General features: G+C 51.0%; 13 protein-coding genes, 1 tRNA gene and 1 pseudogene. 3 read left to right on the forward strand and 12 right to left on the reverse strand.

The features are described from left to right. Nucleotides 1-107: 107 nt before the first annotated feature. A complete protein-coding gene (locus AKG43_RS03555; protein ID WP_054599201.1) occupies nt 108-473 on the reverse strand; it encodes a hemerythrin domain-containing protein in 366 nt (121 codons plus the stop codon). Nucleotides 474-560: 87 nt separating this feature from the next. Here AKG43_RS03555 and AKG43_RS03560 point away from each other — a divergent pair, with 87 nt between their 5' ends. Beyond that, the gene (locus AKG43_RS03560) at nt 561-1,016 is read left to right on the forward strand and encodes an Rrf2 family transcriptional regulator (RefSeq protein ID WP_054599202.1); all 456 of its coding nucleotides are present in this window, start codon (nt 561-563) and stop codon (nt 1,014-1,016) included. Between the two features lie 342 nt (nt 1,017-1,358). Beyond that, on the forward strand, nt 1,359-1,802 hold the full coding sequence (gene mscL, locus AKG43_RS03565) for a large conductance mechanosensitive channel protein MscL (protein WP_054599203.1): 444 nt from the start codon (nt 1,359-1,361) through the stop codon (nt 1,800-1,802). Between the two features lie 181 nt (nt 1,803-1,983). On the opposite strand, the gene yacG is transcribed toward mscL, so the two are convergent. The 8 genes from yacG to AKG43_RS13150 all read right to left on the reverse strand — a co-directional run bounded on the left by yacG (nt 1,984) and on the right by AKG43_RS13150 (nt 8,093). Next, on the reverse strand, nt 1,984-2,163 hold the full coding sequence (gene yacG / locus AKG43_RS12120) for a DNA gyrase inhibitor YacG (protein WP_082402963.1): 180 nt from the start codon (nt 2,161-2,163) through the stop codon (nt 1,984-1,986). Nucleotides 2,164-2,167: 4 nt separating this feature from the next. Continuing rightward, the gene (gene zapD, locus AKG43_RS03570; protein ID WP_054599204.1) at nt 2,168-2,935 is read right to left on the reverse strand and encodes a cell division protein ZapD; all 768 of its coding nucleotides are present in this window, start codon (nt 2,933-2,935) and stop codon (nt 2,168-2,170) included. Then, nucleotides 2,932-3,555: a dephospho-CoA kinase gene (coaE, locus tag AKG43_RS03575; protein ID WP_054599205.1), complete on the reverse strand. Its 624-nt coding sequence runs from the start codon at nt 3,553-3,555 to the stop codon at nt 2,932-2,934. Before coaE ends, zapD begins: the two co-directional genes overlap by 4 nt. Before the next feature lie 3 nt (nt 3,556-3,558). Next, entirely contained in the window at nt 3,559-4,422 is an 864-nt protein-coding gene (locus AKG43_RS03580; protein WP_054599206.1) for an A24 family peptidase, read from the reverse strand. 2 nt (nt 4,423-4,424) lie between these two features. Further along, the gene (locus tag AKG43_RS03585) at nt 4,425-5,663 is read right to left on the reverse strand and encodes a type II secretion system F family protein (protein WP_054599207.1); all 1,239 of its coding nucleotides are present in this window, start codon (nt 5,661-5,663) and stop codon (nt 4,425-4,427) included. Between the two features lie 32 nt (nt 5,664-5,695). Then, the gene (pilB, locus tag AKG43_RS03590; RefSeq protein WP_054599208.1) at nt 5,696-7,375 is read right to left on the reverse strand and encodes a type IV-A pilus assembly ATPase PilB; all 1,680 of its coding nucleotides are present in this window, start codon (nt 7,373-7,375) and stop codon (nt 5,696-5,698) included. 264 nt (nt 7,376-7,639) lie between these two features. Beyond that, nucleotides 7,640-7,715 (reverse strand) — tRNA-Phe (locus AKG43_RS03595). Nucleotides 7,716-7,922: 207 nt separating this feature from the next. After that, nucleotides 7,923-8,093 carry a lipoprotein signal peptidase gene (locus AKG43_RS13150; protein ID WP_082402964.1) on the reverse strand — a complete coding sequence of 57 codons (171 nt, stop codon included), beginning with the start codon at nt 8,091-8,093 and terminating at the stop codon, nt 7,923-7,925. Between the two features lie 110 nt (nt 8,094-8,203). On the opposite strand from AKG43_RS13150, the gene AKG43_RS03600 reads away from it, so the two are divergent. Continuing rightward, nucleotides 8,204-8,836 (forward strand): isochorismatase family protein, encoded by a 633-nt coding sequence (locus AKG43_RS03600; RefSeq protein ID WP_054599209.1) that lies wholly within the window; start codon nt 8,204-8,206, stop codon nt 8,834-8,836. Nucleotides 8,837-9,166: 330 nt separating this feature from the next. Here AKG43_RS03600 and putA read toward each other — a convergent pair. The 3 genes and pseudogenes from putA to dnaQ form a co-directional block, all read right to left on the reverse strand. After that, a pseudogene (putA, locus tag AKG43_RS03605) lies at nt 9,167-12,554 on the reverse strand (bifunctional proline dehydrogenase/L-glutamate gamma-semialdehyde dehydrogenase PutA); the annotation flags it as partial. Nucleotides 12,555-12,666: 112 nt separating this feature from the next. Next, nucleotides 12,667-13,365 carry a 2-C-methyl-D-erythritol 4-phosphate cytidylyltransferase gene (gene ispD, locus AKG43_RS03610; RefSeq protein WP_054599211.1) on the reverse strand — a complete coding sequence of 233 codons (699 nt, stop codon included), beginning with the start codon at nt 13,363-13,365 and terminating at the stop codon, nt 12,667-12,669. After that, nucleotides 13,362-14,081, reverse strand: a complete 720-nt coding sequence (gene dnaQ, locus AKG43_RS03615; RefSeq protein ID WP_054599229.1) for a DNA polymerase III subunit epsilon — start codon at nt 14,079-14,081, stop codon at nt 13,362-13,364. The genes ispD and dnaQ overlap by 4 nt, the downstream gene beginning before the upstream one ends. Between the last annotated feature and the right edge of the window lie 53 nt (nt 14,082-14,134).

Raw genomic sequence — 14,134 nt, forward strand, 5'->3', positions numbered from 1 at the left:
AAAAGTCTTAACGCGTATCAGCCTTAATCAGCAGCAGCCAATGCTCAATCCATACCTCAAATACAAACCGAGGCCGTCTGAAAACTTTCCCCTCCGGCTTTAGCAGTTCAATCCAAAAACGGCTCGAGCGCCGGAAACAGTTCACGCTCTTCAAAACGCGCATGATCGCGCAAAGCCGTGGCAAAACGGGTATTCCACTCCGCATCATCGTATTGCGGTGCCGCCGCCATCCCGCGCAGCAAAGCATGTTCCGCTTCAAAACGCTGCCGCAGAGCCGAATCCACCTTATCCCAATACGGCGCGAACTGCGCTTCTTCCGCAGCAAAATGCACAAACAAAACAGGCAGGTGCGCTTCAATATCATCACAGTAGTTCTGCTTGGTATCGCGCAAAATCCGCACACACAAGGCCAAAGTATGATGATGCTCGCGCGAGCGCTCGATTAAATCTGGGTGGCGTTTCAAAGGTTTCATGGCTGCGCCCGTACTGGATTATTGTATAAGTTTCATATATTATGAAACTTATAACGACACAAAGTCAAACTCACCCCTTCATCCATTATGTATTTAACCCAACACACCGATTACGGCCTGCGCGTATTGATTTACACCGCCATCAACGACGATACCCTAGTCAACATCAGCACCATTGCCGATACCTACGGCATCTCCAAAAGCCACCTGATGAAAGTGGTTACTGCATTGGTTAAAGGCGGCTTTCTCGACAGCATCCGCGGCAAAGGCGGCGGCCTGCGCCTGTCGCGCCCCGCCGATAAAATCAACATCGGCGCAGTTATCCGCCATCTCGAACCCATGCAGCTTGTGGAATGTATGGGCAACAACAACCAATGCATCATTTCCCCCAACTGCCGCATGGCCGGAATTTTAGGCGGTGGCATCCGCGCGTTTCTCAACTATCTCGACGGATTTACTCTGGCCGACTTGGTCAACAAACCGACTTACGATTTACTCTATATGCCCAAAATTGACGTCATCGAGGCAAGCAACGGTCTCTAACGCATTTTGCGGCCGCTCCGCACCGCTGCGATTCACATCCGATCAACAGCGTTGTAATCACATCACATATATTCCGGTTGATGTTTTCTCACTTCGCCATTCAGGGCAATATCAGCACGTTTTATCGATTCATTCTTTTGCATAAATGCTACAAATCTTTTCAAACGGCATTTTTTTTCACCTGAACGGGAACTAAAACTGCCGTTTTCTATCAAAAACACAAATCATAACTATGTGATACATATTTTTACAATAAATCAAGTACCATGCGCGGTCTTTCGCCCGACGGCGGTTTGAATAACTTCATACATCTATATTTAATATTTTTGGAAAGGAAAAAAGATGTCTTTAGCAAAAGAATTTAAAGAGTTTATTATGCGCGGTAACGTTATCGATCTCGCGGTCGGTATGGTTATCGGTACTGCCTTCAGCGGCATTGTAAAATCTTTGGTAGATGATGTGATTATGCCCCCCATCGGTATTTTGATCGGCGGCGTAGACTTTTCAAACCTGTTTATTACCCTGAAAGACGGCGTGCCGCCCGCACCTGAAGCCGGCTACCCCACTCTGGCTGCCGCCCAAGCCGCCGGCGCGGTTACTTTGAACGTGGGTCTGTTCATCAATACCATCATCAGTTTCCTGATCATTGCTGCGGCTATTTTCGTGGTAATTAAAATGATCAACAAACTGAAACGTGAAGCCCCTGCTGTCGAAGAAGCACCTGCAGCTCCTTCTGAAGAAGTGTTGCTGCTGCGCGAAATCCGCGATTCTTTGAATAAAAAATAATCCGCATATTATAAAAAACTGCTGCCGTCTGAAAACTATTTCAGACGGCAGCAGTTTTTTATTATGTTTCGTATTTTAGAGGGCATTATCAGCAAACGGCTTAAGACTTTTGCAAAACCACTTAATTTTCACAACGGCAGCAAGATTAATAACCTGCTTCGATTAAATATTGAACGCCTCCTTATTCTTCCCGATAAATATCGTCAGCTTCTGATTCAATCGCATAATCTTCATTTGCCCAAGCACCTAAATCAATCAATTTACAGCGTTCGCTGCAAAATGGGCGGAACTTGTTTTCTTGCGTCCATTCGGTAGGCTTACGGCAGGTCGGGCAAGGCACTATCGGTTTCGGGTCATTCATAACTTTATTCTAAAATCGGGTCAAAACTGCACATAATCAATTTAAACGGCACATCAGCCTGCAATTGTTTGCCTCGGGCATATTCTTGAGAAGCTTCTAAAAAACGTATATGGGTAATGTATTTGTTGGCAGAAACCTCGGGTAACGCCTGATTATCGATATCGACCTCGATCGTCAGCATATGAATATTTTGCGGCAGACTGTTGCTCTGATAATTACCTTTTTGCGCCACGCAATCAACCGACTTGGTATTGGCGCGCAAAATATCCAACAACACGGTTATTGCTTCGCGCGTAGGCAGCAATGTGCCAATCCACTTTTTTAAATCGTTTAACCGACACTCGTAAGGCAGCTGCTGCCAAAAGTAATAAGACGACAAATCAAACGGGCTTGTTCCTCCCGGTACCAACATGCGCTGCTTAATCGCCATCAGCCAATCGTTTTCACGCAAGTGCTGGCCGAACTTTTGCTGAACGCCTTGAAGATTATCGGCAACCTCTTGCAAACGGTCTCGGCCGACTACTATGCCCTCCCCCTGAAACCGGCTGTCGGACAAAATCTGTTTCTGCCGTTCAAGCTCTTGAAGAATATCCAACTTTACTTCCGCGCGTCCTGCACATTCCATAATTTCAAACAGAGAAAACAATGCCAAGTGATGTGCCCACGGGCTGTCGTCCTGCCGTTCGCTCTCAGAATGAAAACGGTTAAACAAATATTCGATGCGTAAAAAACTGCGTAACCGCTCGGAAAGCGGATGTTCGAAACGAATCATGGCATTACTCTGGATAAGTATGAAAAATATGCTTGGTAAAACCGGTGCAATCTGTTCACCTTAGCGGCTAATTCTTCAATTGTACCTTCATTTGACAAAACATCATCTGCCGCAAGCAATCTTTCCCGTCTGCTCGCCTGCGTGGCCATGATGCGCTTGATTTCAACCGGATCAAGACCGCTACGCTGCCGCACCCGTTCTATCTGAATCCTTTCGTCGGCATCAATAACCAAAACACGTTTAGCCAATACAGAAAATACCGGCTTTTCAATCAATAAAGGAATATCGATGATTCCGTACACCTTATGTTCATAATTGCGCTGCTGCAAACGGATTTCATTCAAAATCAACGGATGCATCAATGCTTCAAGCTGTTGTTTGGCTTCAGGCCGTCTGAAAACCAAATCGCGTAAAGCATCACGTTTCAGACGGCCTTCATCATCAAAAAAATCCGCACCGAATACACGGCGTATTTCAGGTAAGGCCGAACCGTTGTCTGCCGTTATCTCTCTACCGACGGCATCCGCATCAATAACCGGAACGCCTAAATGGAGAAATTCGGCAGCGGCCTTTGATTTGCCGCTGCCGATTCCTCCGGTTAACCCTACCCAAAAAGTCATCGTTTAAAACCCCGAAGCATTCAACCACCATGCCGTTAACGATAATATCTGCTCATTGGCAATAAAAATAAGCCAGCCGGCAACCGCCAAACTGGGACCGAACGCAAACTGCTGCCCTTTCGCAATTTTCATAACCAACGCCGCAATAATACCGATAAGTGCCGCCATAAAAACCAATACGGGCAACACTCCCACTCCCAACCAAGCACCTAAGGCGGCCAATAATTTAAAATCACCCCCGCCCATACCGATTTTGCCCGTTAAGAGTTTATAAATATAACACAGCAACCATAAACTCATATACCCGCATACTGCCCCCCATACTGCGGAACTAAGCGGCACAAACGAGCCGTTTATATTAAAAATCAAGCCCAGCCAGATTAACGGCAAGGTCAACTGGTCGGGAAGATATTGGGTATCTGCATCAATAAATGCGAGCGCAACCAGCATTGCCGTGAATACCAAACCGCCAAAAGTGATCCAGCTCCACCCGTATTGCCAAGCAACCGCCGCAAACAGCAAACCGGTCAACAGTTCCACCAACGGGTAGCGTTTGCTGATAGGTGTTTTACATGAACCGCATTTGCCGCCCAACAACAGATAACTGATAACGGGTATATTTTGCCACGGTCTAACGCGGGCAAGACATTTCGGGCATCGCGAATCAGGCTTGATCAGATTAAACGTTTCAGATTCTTCAGCAGTTATATCCAAACCCAAATGATCTTTGGCAAACAATGTCCAGCTTCGTTCCATCATTACCGGAACACGATAAATCACCACATTCAGAAAGCTACCGGTCAAGAGGCCGAACAAGAAAGAAAGCGGCACCGCAAAAGGTGCCAGCTCTTGGAATAAAGCCCACATAATCAGCCTACCACGTTACCCAAGTTAAACAGCGGCAGATACATGGCAACCAAAATCACACCGATAATGGAACCGAGCACAACCATAATAATCGGCTCCATTAACGACGAAAGTTGGGCAACCGCATTATCAACTTCATCTTCATAAAACTCTGCGGCCTTGTTCAGCATATCGTCTAACGAACCCGATTCCTCACCGATAGCCGCCATTTGCAGCACCATATTCGGAAACATATCCGTACCCTGCATACTCGATGTCAGCGACAAACCTTGAGTTACTTTGGCTCGGATATCGTGTGTCGCTTCTTCGTAAAGAATGTTGCCCGCCGCACCCGATACGGAATCCAACACCTCTACCAAAGGAACGCCTGCGGCGAACAGCGTAGAAGTTGTGCGCGCCCAACGTGCAATGGTGGCTTTTCTAACAATGGCACCGAAAATAGGCAGCCGAAGCATCACTGCATCAACGCGTTTCTGCAGCATCGGTGATTTTTTATACCATTGGAACAAACCGAAACACAGCACCACTGTTCCGATTACGATAACCCAAGCATACTTGACGAAGAAATCGGAAATACTCATCACGATTTGGGTCAATCCCGGCAGTTCCGCCCCCATGCTGCTGTAAACTTCGCCGAATGCCGGCAAAACAAACACCATCATAATGAATACCAAAACAATAGCCACAACCACAATGGCAATCGGATAAGTGAGCGCACTTTTTACTTTTTTCTTAATGGCTTGGGTTTTTTCTTTATAAATCGCCAATTTATCCAACAAGCTTTCCAACACACCGCCCGCTTCACCTGCCGCAATCAGATTGCAGTAAAAACGGTCGAAATATTTGGGATGTTTGGCAAAAGCTTTACCCAGCGCACTGCCTTGCTCCACATCGGCCCGCACCTGCATCAGCATTTGCGTCATCGACGGATTGGAATGCCCTTTGGCTACGATTTCAAATGCCTGCATCAAAGGCAGGCCGGCTTTCATCATGGTGGCCAGTTGGCGTGTAAATACCGTAATGTCTTCCTGCGTAATCCTCTTGTTGCGCACTGCCTTTACTTTGCTGACCCGTAACGGCTTAATGCCCCGCCGTTGAAGCTTTTTGCGTGCTTCTTCTTCGTTTTTGGCAACCACTTCGCCCCGAACCATTTGTTCGGTATCGATATTCCTACCTTCAAAATTAAAACGGATGCCTTTTTCTTTTTTAACGTTTCTGCTTCCTGCTGTGGATTTGCTCATTTTGACCCCTTTAAAAATCCAATACTTGTATGTTAATCGTTAGTATGAGCGAGCACTTCTTCCAACGAAGTAATGCCTTGCATGACTTTCAACAATCCTGCGCGGCGCAAATCGACCATGCCTTCTTTATAGGCCATATTTAAGATATCGACTTCCGTACCGTTTTCCATGATTACGCGCTGCATTTCTTCGCTTATCGGCATTACCTCATATACGCCGGCACGCCCCTTATAGCCTTTCCCCCTGCAACTGTCGCAGCCTACCGCACGGTACATGGTCCAGTTTTTTGCCAAATCTTCATCAGTAAAACCCGCTTTTTTCAAAGCCGCAACAGGCGGGCGTTCCATCGGCGTTTTACAATTCGAGCACAAGCGGCGCAAAAGCCGTTGAGCCATAATCAGACTTACGGAGCTGGCAATATTAAACGGAGCAACACCCATATTCAGCATACGCGACAGCGTTGCAGGAGCATTGTTGGTATGCAAAGTGGAGAAAACCATATGGCCGGTTTGAGCAGCTTTAATGGCGATGTCGGCAGTTTCCAAATCCCGAATCTCACCCACCATGATGATATCCGGATCTTGACGGAGAAACGCCTTCAGCGCGGCAGCAAACGTCAAGCCCTGTTTATCGTTTACGTTTACCTGGTTAATGCCGGGCAAGTTAATCTCAGCAGGGTCTTCGGCAGTAGCGATATTGACATTCTCTGTATTCAAGATGTTCAAACAGGTATAGAGTGAAACCGTTTTACCCGAACCGGTCGGGCCGGTTACCAATACCATGCCGTAGGGGCGGTGGATGGCTTCCAACAGCAATTCTTTTTGAAATGGTTCGAAGCCCAATTGGTCGATATTCAAAGACCCTGCATCTGAATTCAGAATACGCATAACCACTTTTTCGCCGAACAAAGTAGGCAAAGTGCTGACACGGAAATCGATCGGGCGTCCGTGCTTATGGAATGCGATTTGAATACGGCCGTCTTGAGGCACTCTTTTTTCCGAGATATCCAAACGGGCCATCACTTTGATACGCGATGCAAGCTGGCCTCGGACGGCTACGGGCGGCTGAACGACTTCTCTCAACTGGCCGTCCACACGGAAACGAACCCGTGCCATTTGCTCGTAAAATTCGAAATGAATATCCGAAGCGCCCGCATTTAAGGCATCGGAAAGTGTTTTGTGAATAAAACGGGGAATCGGCCCGTCTTCTGCTTCTTCGTTATCGATATACAGAGATTGAACGGGAGCCGCAGCCTCCTGCTCTTTGCTCATTTCGTTCAAAATCGAAGTCGAACGCTGGCCGAGCCATTCAAGCAAAGTGCTCAACTGGTCGTCGCGTACCACGACTAAATCGACCGATACGCCTGATGAAAAGGCTATTTTTTGGAAATTCTGAATTTGGGTTGGATCGGATACTGCGAAGTAAACTTTCCGGCCTCTTTGAAAAATCGGCACGCAGCGGTTTTGCAGCATTTGTTCTTCGGAAAGCACATCCGGGAGGATATTACTGCGGGGATAATGGGTTAAATCCAAGAGAGGGTAGCTGAAAACCCTTGCCAGCAACTCGCCTAATGCTTTAGGTGTGATTACGCCCTCTTCAAACAACAGAGGAACAATAGATTTATTTGCTTTTAATACGTTTTGATAACGTTCGACCTGATTATTGTCAATGATTTGGCTTTGCACCAATACTCTTAATATACCGACGCTCATTTTTCCACTTCCTGCTTTACCAGCCGCGTGTGCGGTTGTGTTAATCATTATTATAAAATGCAGTGCAAGGCGCAAAACTATACCCTTGCAGCATGAACCCGTAATGTTATTTTATTCGCAGGAAATATTTTTCCCGCAAGAACCATGTCATTATAAGCGAACAGGCCGGGCAAACCTACCCGGCCTATGTTGAAATTTATTGTATCTAAGATTTATTCGGCGTAAAAACAACAGATAAAAAAATAACCGCACTGTGCGGTTAAATGGTGGCCAGAGGCGGGATCGAACCGCCGACACACGGATTTTCAATCCGTTGCTCTACCGACTGAGCTATCTGGCCGTGCTAGAAGAGATGCGTATTAAAACAGAATCAGACGGCCTCTGCAAGCGTTTTGATTTAAAAATATCAAGCCCGAAAGGTAACAGCATATTTTTTATAGAAATTAAATAAGGCATGGCAAGGCTGAGCCGATAAACGGAATACGGTTTACCGGCTGATGATTGATTCAACATATTTACATGCAATATTTTTTGCAAAAATTACCGATTATCTGTAATATCTACCGAATATCAAGAAAGCTTGAGACCTTTGCAAAACCTCCAGATGTGGATGCAGTTCAAGGCGTAGCAGCGCAGCGAGCGCAGACATATCATGAAGATAGGCAAGCGAGCGAGCAGCACACAACGCAGAAATGCGCCGCAGATGGGGGTTTTGCAAAGGTCTCAGCTTACATTAAGCTGCTTTGTGTGAATAGCCAAGTTACTGGATACGTTTCACATCCTCCGAAAAACATACGACACCATTATTCGTTTATTGAAGAGAAACTTATGAGTATTGTTGCCATCGATATCCATCCGCAAAAAACTTTTTCCGAACTCTGCCCCGACGAGCTGCCCGTACCCGGCGCGCTCTCGATTGTGCCGCACCTGAACCGGCAAGCTGCTTGGGCGGATTACCGGGTGTTGACGAAAGATGCCCATGCGGGTCATGAATCTTGGCTTACCGACACTCAAAACGGTTATCTTCCTTTAGAATCTGCCGAACAATGGATCAGCCATGCCGTGTTGGGAACGGAAGGTTATGGCAATCTGCCGGGGCTGCCGCGCTCTGAAAACTATCATTTTTTGGTGCATATCGGGTTGGAAAACAATGTGCATACGTTCGGTGCGTGTTTTCACGATATGGCCGAAAACATCAGTACCGGCTTGATTGAATGGCTGGTTTGCCGTAACGCGGATACCCTGATCATCGGCGGCTTGACTACGGAATACTGTGTTCAGGCTACGGTGCTGCAACTGTGTTGGTACGGCAAATGGCGGGTAATCGTTAATTTAGATGCCTGCCGCAGCTTGAGCGAGCGTGAAGAGCAGCAGGCCATCCGCAATATGGAAAAAGCCGGTGCGCTAATTGTAAAGCATACGGATGAAATTCCCGATTTGTTGCTGGAAGTGGCACATTGATTGTTATGGTTAATCCACATGTATCGAGGCCGTCTGAAAACTTTTTCAGACGGCCTCGGTTGTGATTAAAACGGTATCAGCTTTCATCCATCGCCATCAGGCTAGCGTTACCGCCCGCCGCGGTGGTGTTGACGCTGACGCTGATTTCTTCAAACACCTGCAAAATGTCCAAGCCGTCGGCGGCATCGAGTATTTTGATGATTGCGCCATCTTGCTGTGCGGTTTGCTGTTTGAGTTCGGCGGGAAGCGGCTCCAGCGCGGCCAGATGGCTGATGCCTTCGGGCATGTTGCGGCTGCTCACTTCAATCAGGCCGTCTGAATGTTCGCTCCAGATCGCCAGCGGGTGTTCTTGGGTAACGACCGCCGCCGAACCTGCCGCCACCAGTTGAATCAGGGCGGCAAAGGCGTTTTCCAAGCTGCCGCCGTAGAGCCATACTTTTTCAGGCGCACGCCATGACGCACTGTTGCGCTCGCCTGTCGGCCCCGGCAGCAGGGCTTCGGCTTGTCGCAGGGTGTGTATGCGCGTTTCGCCCATCAAACCGCCCAAGCGCACTTTTTGTTCGTGGTCGAAGCCCATCTGCTGCATCAGGTTTTCCAACACGGCCAGCGCAGCTTCATCGGCTTTGCCGTTGCGGGTGAGCGCGGGCATCTGCCATTTGCCCTTGCTGAGTTTTTGCAGGTAAAACGCGCCGCCTGCTTTGGGGCCGGTGCCCGACAAGCCGTGCCCGCCGAAAGGCTGTACGCCGACGACGGCACCGACGATGTTGCGGTTCACATATATGTTGCCCGCTTCGATGCGGCTGCAAATGTGCTCGATGCTACCGTCGATGCGGCTGTGGATGCCGTGGGTGAGCGCGTAGCCTTTGCTGTTGATTTGATCGATCAGGCTGTCAAGTTCGTCGGCACGGTAGCGCACCACATGCAGCACGGGGCCGAACACTTCGCGTTGCAGTTCGTTTAAGTTGTTCAGTTCAAACAATATCGGCGCAACGAATGTGGCGTTGCCGCCGTTTTGGCGAAACTCGCTCCGCTCGTTTTGGCGAAACTCGCTCTGCTCGTTTTCAGACGGCCTGATTTCGTGATACGACTTCGCTACGCCTTTCATTTTGTTGATGTGCGCCAGCAGGTTTTGCTGGGCTTCGGCATCAATCACGGGGCCGATGTCGGTGGCAAGGCGTATCGGATTGCCGACGTTCAGCTCGTTCATCGCGCCTTTAATCATCCGAATCATGTGGTCGGCCACGTCTTCCTGCACGCACAAAATCCGCAGGGCGGAACAACGCTGGCCGGCGCTGTCGAACGCGGAAGCCAGCACGTCGGTACACACCTGCTCGGCCAGCGCGGTGCTGTCGACAATCATTGCGTTCATGCCGCCGGTTTCGGCGATCAGCACGAGGTTGTCGGCGCGGCGGCTCAGAGCTTGGTTAATCAGTTTGGCTACTTCGGTGGAGCCGGTGAAAATCACGCCGTTGATGCGTTGGTCTTGCGTTAACGCCGCACCCGCTTCGCCCGCGCCCAACACCAGTTGCAGCGCGTCTTTCGGCACGCCCGCTTCGTGCAGCAGGCGCACGGCGTAGTGAGCGATCAGGCAGGTTTGCTCGGCGGGCTTGGCAATCACGGTATTGCCGACGGCCAATGCGGCCGCAACTTCGCCGACAAAAATCGCCAGCGGGAAATTCCACGGGCTGATGGCGACAATGGTGCCGACCGGCGCGCGTTCGGCACAGGTGGTTTCGGCTTCGTCGGCGTAATAGCGGCAGAAATCGACCGCTTCGCGCACTTCGGCAATGGCGTTGTTGAGCGTTTTGCCCGCCTCGCGCACCGCCAGCATCATCAGTGCGGGCATGTGGGCTTCGAGCAGGTCGGCAAAGCGGCGCAGGCATTCCGCCCTTTCAGACGGCCTCTTCGCCGCCCATGCCTGTTCTGCGGCTTTGGCAGCGGCTACCACATCGCTGACGGAGGCCGTCCGAATAAAGGCGGCGGTGCCGACAATATCGCTGTGGTCGGCGGGATTGCGCACGGGCTGCGGTTCGCCGCTTGGTACGGCCACGGCGGTGATGGAGGCCGTCTGAAAATTTTTCTGTGCGGCGGCGTTCATGTCGTTTTGCAGTTGTTGCAGCACAAACTCGTTGCTCAAATCCAAACCTTGCGAATTCAGACGGCCTGCCCCGTAAAGGTTGCGCGGCAACGGCAGCGCGGCGTGCATTTTGCCTTGTGTTTGCGCGGCGGCATCGAGCGGGCATTTGATTAAGTCGTCTATGCTCACGTTTTCATCAACGATTTGGTTCACAAACGACGAATTGGCACCGTTTTCCAACAAGCGGCGCACCAAATAGGCGAGCAGGGTTTCATGCGTGCCGACGGGGGCGTAAATGCGCACGCGGCGGCCTAAATTTTGTGCGCCGACCACTTGGTCGTACAGCGTTTCGCCCATACCGTGCAGGCATTGGAATTCAAAATCTTTGCCCTGCCCCATTTGGTAAACGGCCGACAAGGTGTAAGCGTTGTGAGTGGCAAACTGCGGGAACACGGCATCTTGCGCGGCCAGCAGCTTGCGGGCGCAGGCGAGGTAAGATACGTCGGTGTGGACTTTGCGGGTGTAAACGGGATAGCCGCTCAAACCGTCCACCTGTGCCCATTTGATTTCGCTGTCCCAATACGCGCCTTTCACCAAGCGGATCATCAGTTTTTGATTGTGGCGGCGGGCGAGGTCGATTAAATAATCGATCACAAACGGGCAGCGTTTCTGATAAGCCTGAACCACAAAACCGATGCCGTTAAAGCCGGCCAAATCGGGGTCGGAAACCAACGCTTCCATCAGGTCGAGCGACAGTTCCAAACGGTTGGCTTCTTCGGCATCGATGTTCAAGCCGATATTGTATTGTTTCGCCAGCACAAACAGCTCTTTCAAACGCGGCAGCAGCTCGCTCATCACACGTTCGTGCTGGGCGCGCGCATAACGCGGGTGGATGGCGGAAAGTTTTACCGAAATGCCGTTGCCTTCATACACACCCGCACCCGCCGCATCTTTGCCGATGGCGTGGATAGCGTTTACATAATCCTGATAATAGCGGTCGGCATCGGCCTGCGTCATCGCCGCTTCGCCGAGCATGTCGAACGAAAAGCGGTAGCCCGATTTTTCGCGCTCTTTGCCGTTTTGCAGGGCTTCGCCTATGGTTTGGCCGGTAACAAACTGCTTGCCCAACAAACGCATGGCGTAGTCCACGCCCTTGCGTATCATCGGCTCGCCGCCTTTGCCGATGATGCGGGTTAAGGCCATGCCCAAGGTTTTGTCGTCGTTGGCAGCGGTGAGTTTGCCGGTAATCAGCAGCCCCCATGCGGCGGCGTTCACAAACAGCGACGGGCTGTTGTTGAGGTGTTTTTTCCAATTGCCGCCCGAAAGTTTGTCTTGAATCAGCTTGTTGCGGGTGGCGTTATCGGGAATCCGCAGCAAGGCTTCGGCCAAACACATCAAGGCCACACCCTCTTGGCTCGACAATGAAAACTCGTGCATCAACGCATCCACGCCGCTGGCTTTGGTGCGGTTGGCGCGCACCTGCGTAACCAACCGCCGCGCCAGTTTCGCCGCTTCTTCTTTTTCCTCTGCGCTCATTTCGGCGCGTTGCAGCATATCGGCCACCGCCTCGGCCTCGTCGCGGCGGTAGGCGGCGGTTACGGCATCACGCAAAGCGGATTGGGGTTTGGTAAAGCTAAACATGTTTTTCTCCGAAGCTTGGTTTTCTTGATGCGGCAGCCAAATCCTGCCGTTGCATCATCGAATTAATAACATATTAAGGCCGTCTGAAAAATCATTTCAGACGGGCCTGCATTCATTTCAACAACAAACGCACGATAAATTCATCTTGCGGCAAAGTGAGCTTTAAATTGCGGCTGTCGCCCTGCACCAAACGGGGGCGGATGCCGAGCATTTCTACCGCCGATGCTTCGTCGGTTATCCGGCTTAAATCGCCTTCTGCCAATGCCCGCTGCAACAAATCCGCCCGAAAAAGCTGCGGCGTTTGCGCCTGCCACAAGCCGTTGCGCGGCACGGTGGCGTTAATGCGGCGGTGTTCGTCGGCCTGCTTGAGCGTATCGGCAACCGGCACGGCCAAAATACCGCCTTCTTCGGCGTCGCCCGCTTCGCTTATCAGACGGCCGAGGGCTTCGGCAGGCAAGCAGCAACGCGCGGCATCGTGCACAAGAATATTGTCGCCCGCATCGGCCAAACCGCGCTCCAGCAGGGCGTTTAATCCGTTTCTTACGGTTTGCGCACGGCTCCCTCCGCCACAGCGCAGCACGATTAATTGATCTGAGGCCGTCTGAAAGCAGGCTTGGTGCGTTTCGCTAAAATATGTGTCGTTGGGCGACAACACAACCGCTGTCAGGCTGATGTCGGGGTGGGCGGTAAAAATATCGAGGGTATGCGCCAAAACGGTGCGGCCGTTGATTTCTACATACTGTTTGGGTTTGCCCGCGCCGAAGCGTTCGCCCACACCGGCGGCGGGAATCAGGGCGATATGGCGTTTCATGCCTGCGTCTCCGCGCGCCACACACACGCTGCGCCTACGGTTTTGTCCAAACCGTCCAAATAAGCCTCGTGCGCCACCAACTCTTCGGCATCGGCCGCCACCACTTTCAAATAGGCCGGGCGTTGGAAATCAACCGCCGCACCTACGGCCTGCGGTTCGTCTGCCGGGCTGTCGGCCATCAGGTCGAACTGTCCGCGCGTCATCGCCAAATACACTTCGCCCAGCAGTTCGCAGTCGATTAATGCGCCGTGAAACACTCGCTTGCTGCGGTCGACGGCAAAGCGGGTACACAAAGCATCCAAGCTCACTTTCTGCCCCGGAAACATCTCGCGCGCCATGCCGAGGGTGTCGGTTACTTGGCAGCCCAGTTCTTCGATGGTCGGCAGCCCCATGCGGCGGAACTCCATATCGAGAAAACCTACGTCGAACTTGGCGTTATGGATAATCAACTCCGCGCCGCGCAAAAATTCGGCAATCTGCCGCCCCACTTCTTCAAATTTGGGGGCGTTTTTTTCTTCGAGCTGCGCCAAAGTGATGCCGTGTATCGCCGCGGCGTCTTCGGGGATGTCGCGGTCGGGGTGGACATAAAGGTGCAGGGCGTTGGCGGTCATCTTGCGGTTGACCATCTCCAAACCGGCAAACTCCACCAGCCTGTCACCGCTGTTGGGGTAAAGGCCGGTGGTTTCGGTATCGAGAATGATTTGGCGGGTATTCATGCGTGTTTTCATCAAAAATTCGGTTGGCGCATCATACTAAAAGCACATGGGAA

Origin of the sequence: Neisseria sp. 74A18, assembly GCF_001308005.1 — a bacterium.
GTDB lineage: Bacteria > Pseudomonadota > Gammaproteobacteria > Burkholderiales > Neisseriaceae > Neisseria > Neisseria dumasiana.

What these genes read in the sequence shown, in the direction of transcription:
- AKG43_RS03555 (WP_054599201.1), bottom strand. Translation starts at nt 473, where the DNA reads ATGAAACCTTTGAAACGCCACCCAGATTTAATCGAGCGCTCGCGCGAG.
- AKG43_RS03560 (WP_054599202.1), top strand. Translation starts at nt 561, where the DNA reads ATGTATTTAACCCAACACACCGATTACGGCCTGCGCGTATTGATTTAC.
- mscL (WP_054599203.1), top strand. Translation starts at nt 1,359, where the DNA reads ATGTCTTTAGCAAAAGAATTTAAAGAGTTTATTATGCGCGGTAACGTT.
- yacG (WP_082402963.1), bottom strand. Translation starts at nt 2,163, where the DNA reads ATGAATGACCCGAAACCGATAGTGCCTTGCCCGACCTGCCGTAAGCCT.
- zapD (WP_054599204.1), bottom strand. Translation starts at nt 2,935, where the DNA reads ATGATTCGTTTCGAACATCCGCTTTCCGAGCGGTTACGCAGTTTTTTA.
- coaE (WP_054599205.1), bottom strand. Translation starts at nt 3,555, where the DNA reads ATGACTTTTTGGGTAGGGTTAACCGGAGGAATCGGCAGCGGCAAATCA.
- AKG43_RS03580 (WP_054599206.1), bottom strand. Translation starts at nt 4,422, where the DNA reads ATGTGGGCTTTATTCCAAGAGCTGGCACCTTTTGCGGTGCCGCTTTCT.
- AKG43_RS03585 (WP_054599207.1), bottom strand. Translation starts at nt 5,663, where the DNA reads ATGAGCAAATCCACAGCAGGAAGCAGAAACGTTAAAAAAGAAAAAGGC.
- pilB (WP_054599208.1), bottom strand. Translation starts at nt 7,375, where the DNA reads ATGAGCGTCGGTATATTAAGAGTATTGGTGCAAAGCCAAATCATTGAC.
- AKG43_RS03600 (WP_054599209.1), top strand. Translation starts at nt 8,204, where the DNA reads ATGAGTATTGTTGCCATCGATATCCATCCGCAAAAAACTTTTTCCGAA.
- ispD (WP_054599211.1), bottom strand. Translation starts at nt 13,365, where the DNA reads ATGAAACGCCATATCGCCCTGATTCCCGCCGCCGGTGTGGGCGAACGC.
- dnaQ (WP_054599229.1), bottom strand. Translation starts at nt 14,081, where the DNA reads ATGAATACCCGCCAAATCATTCTCGATACCGAAACCACCGGCCTTTAC.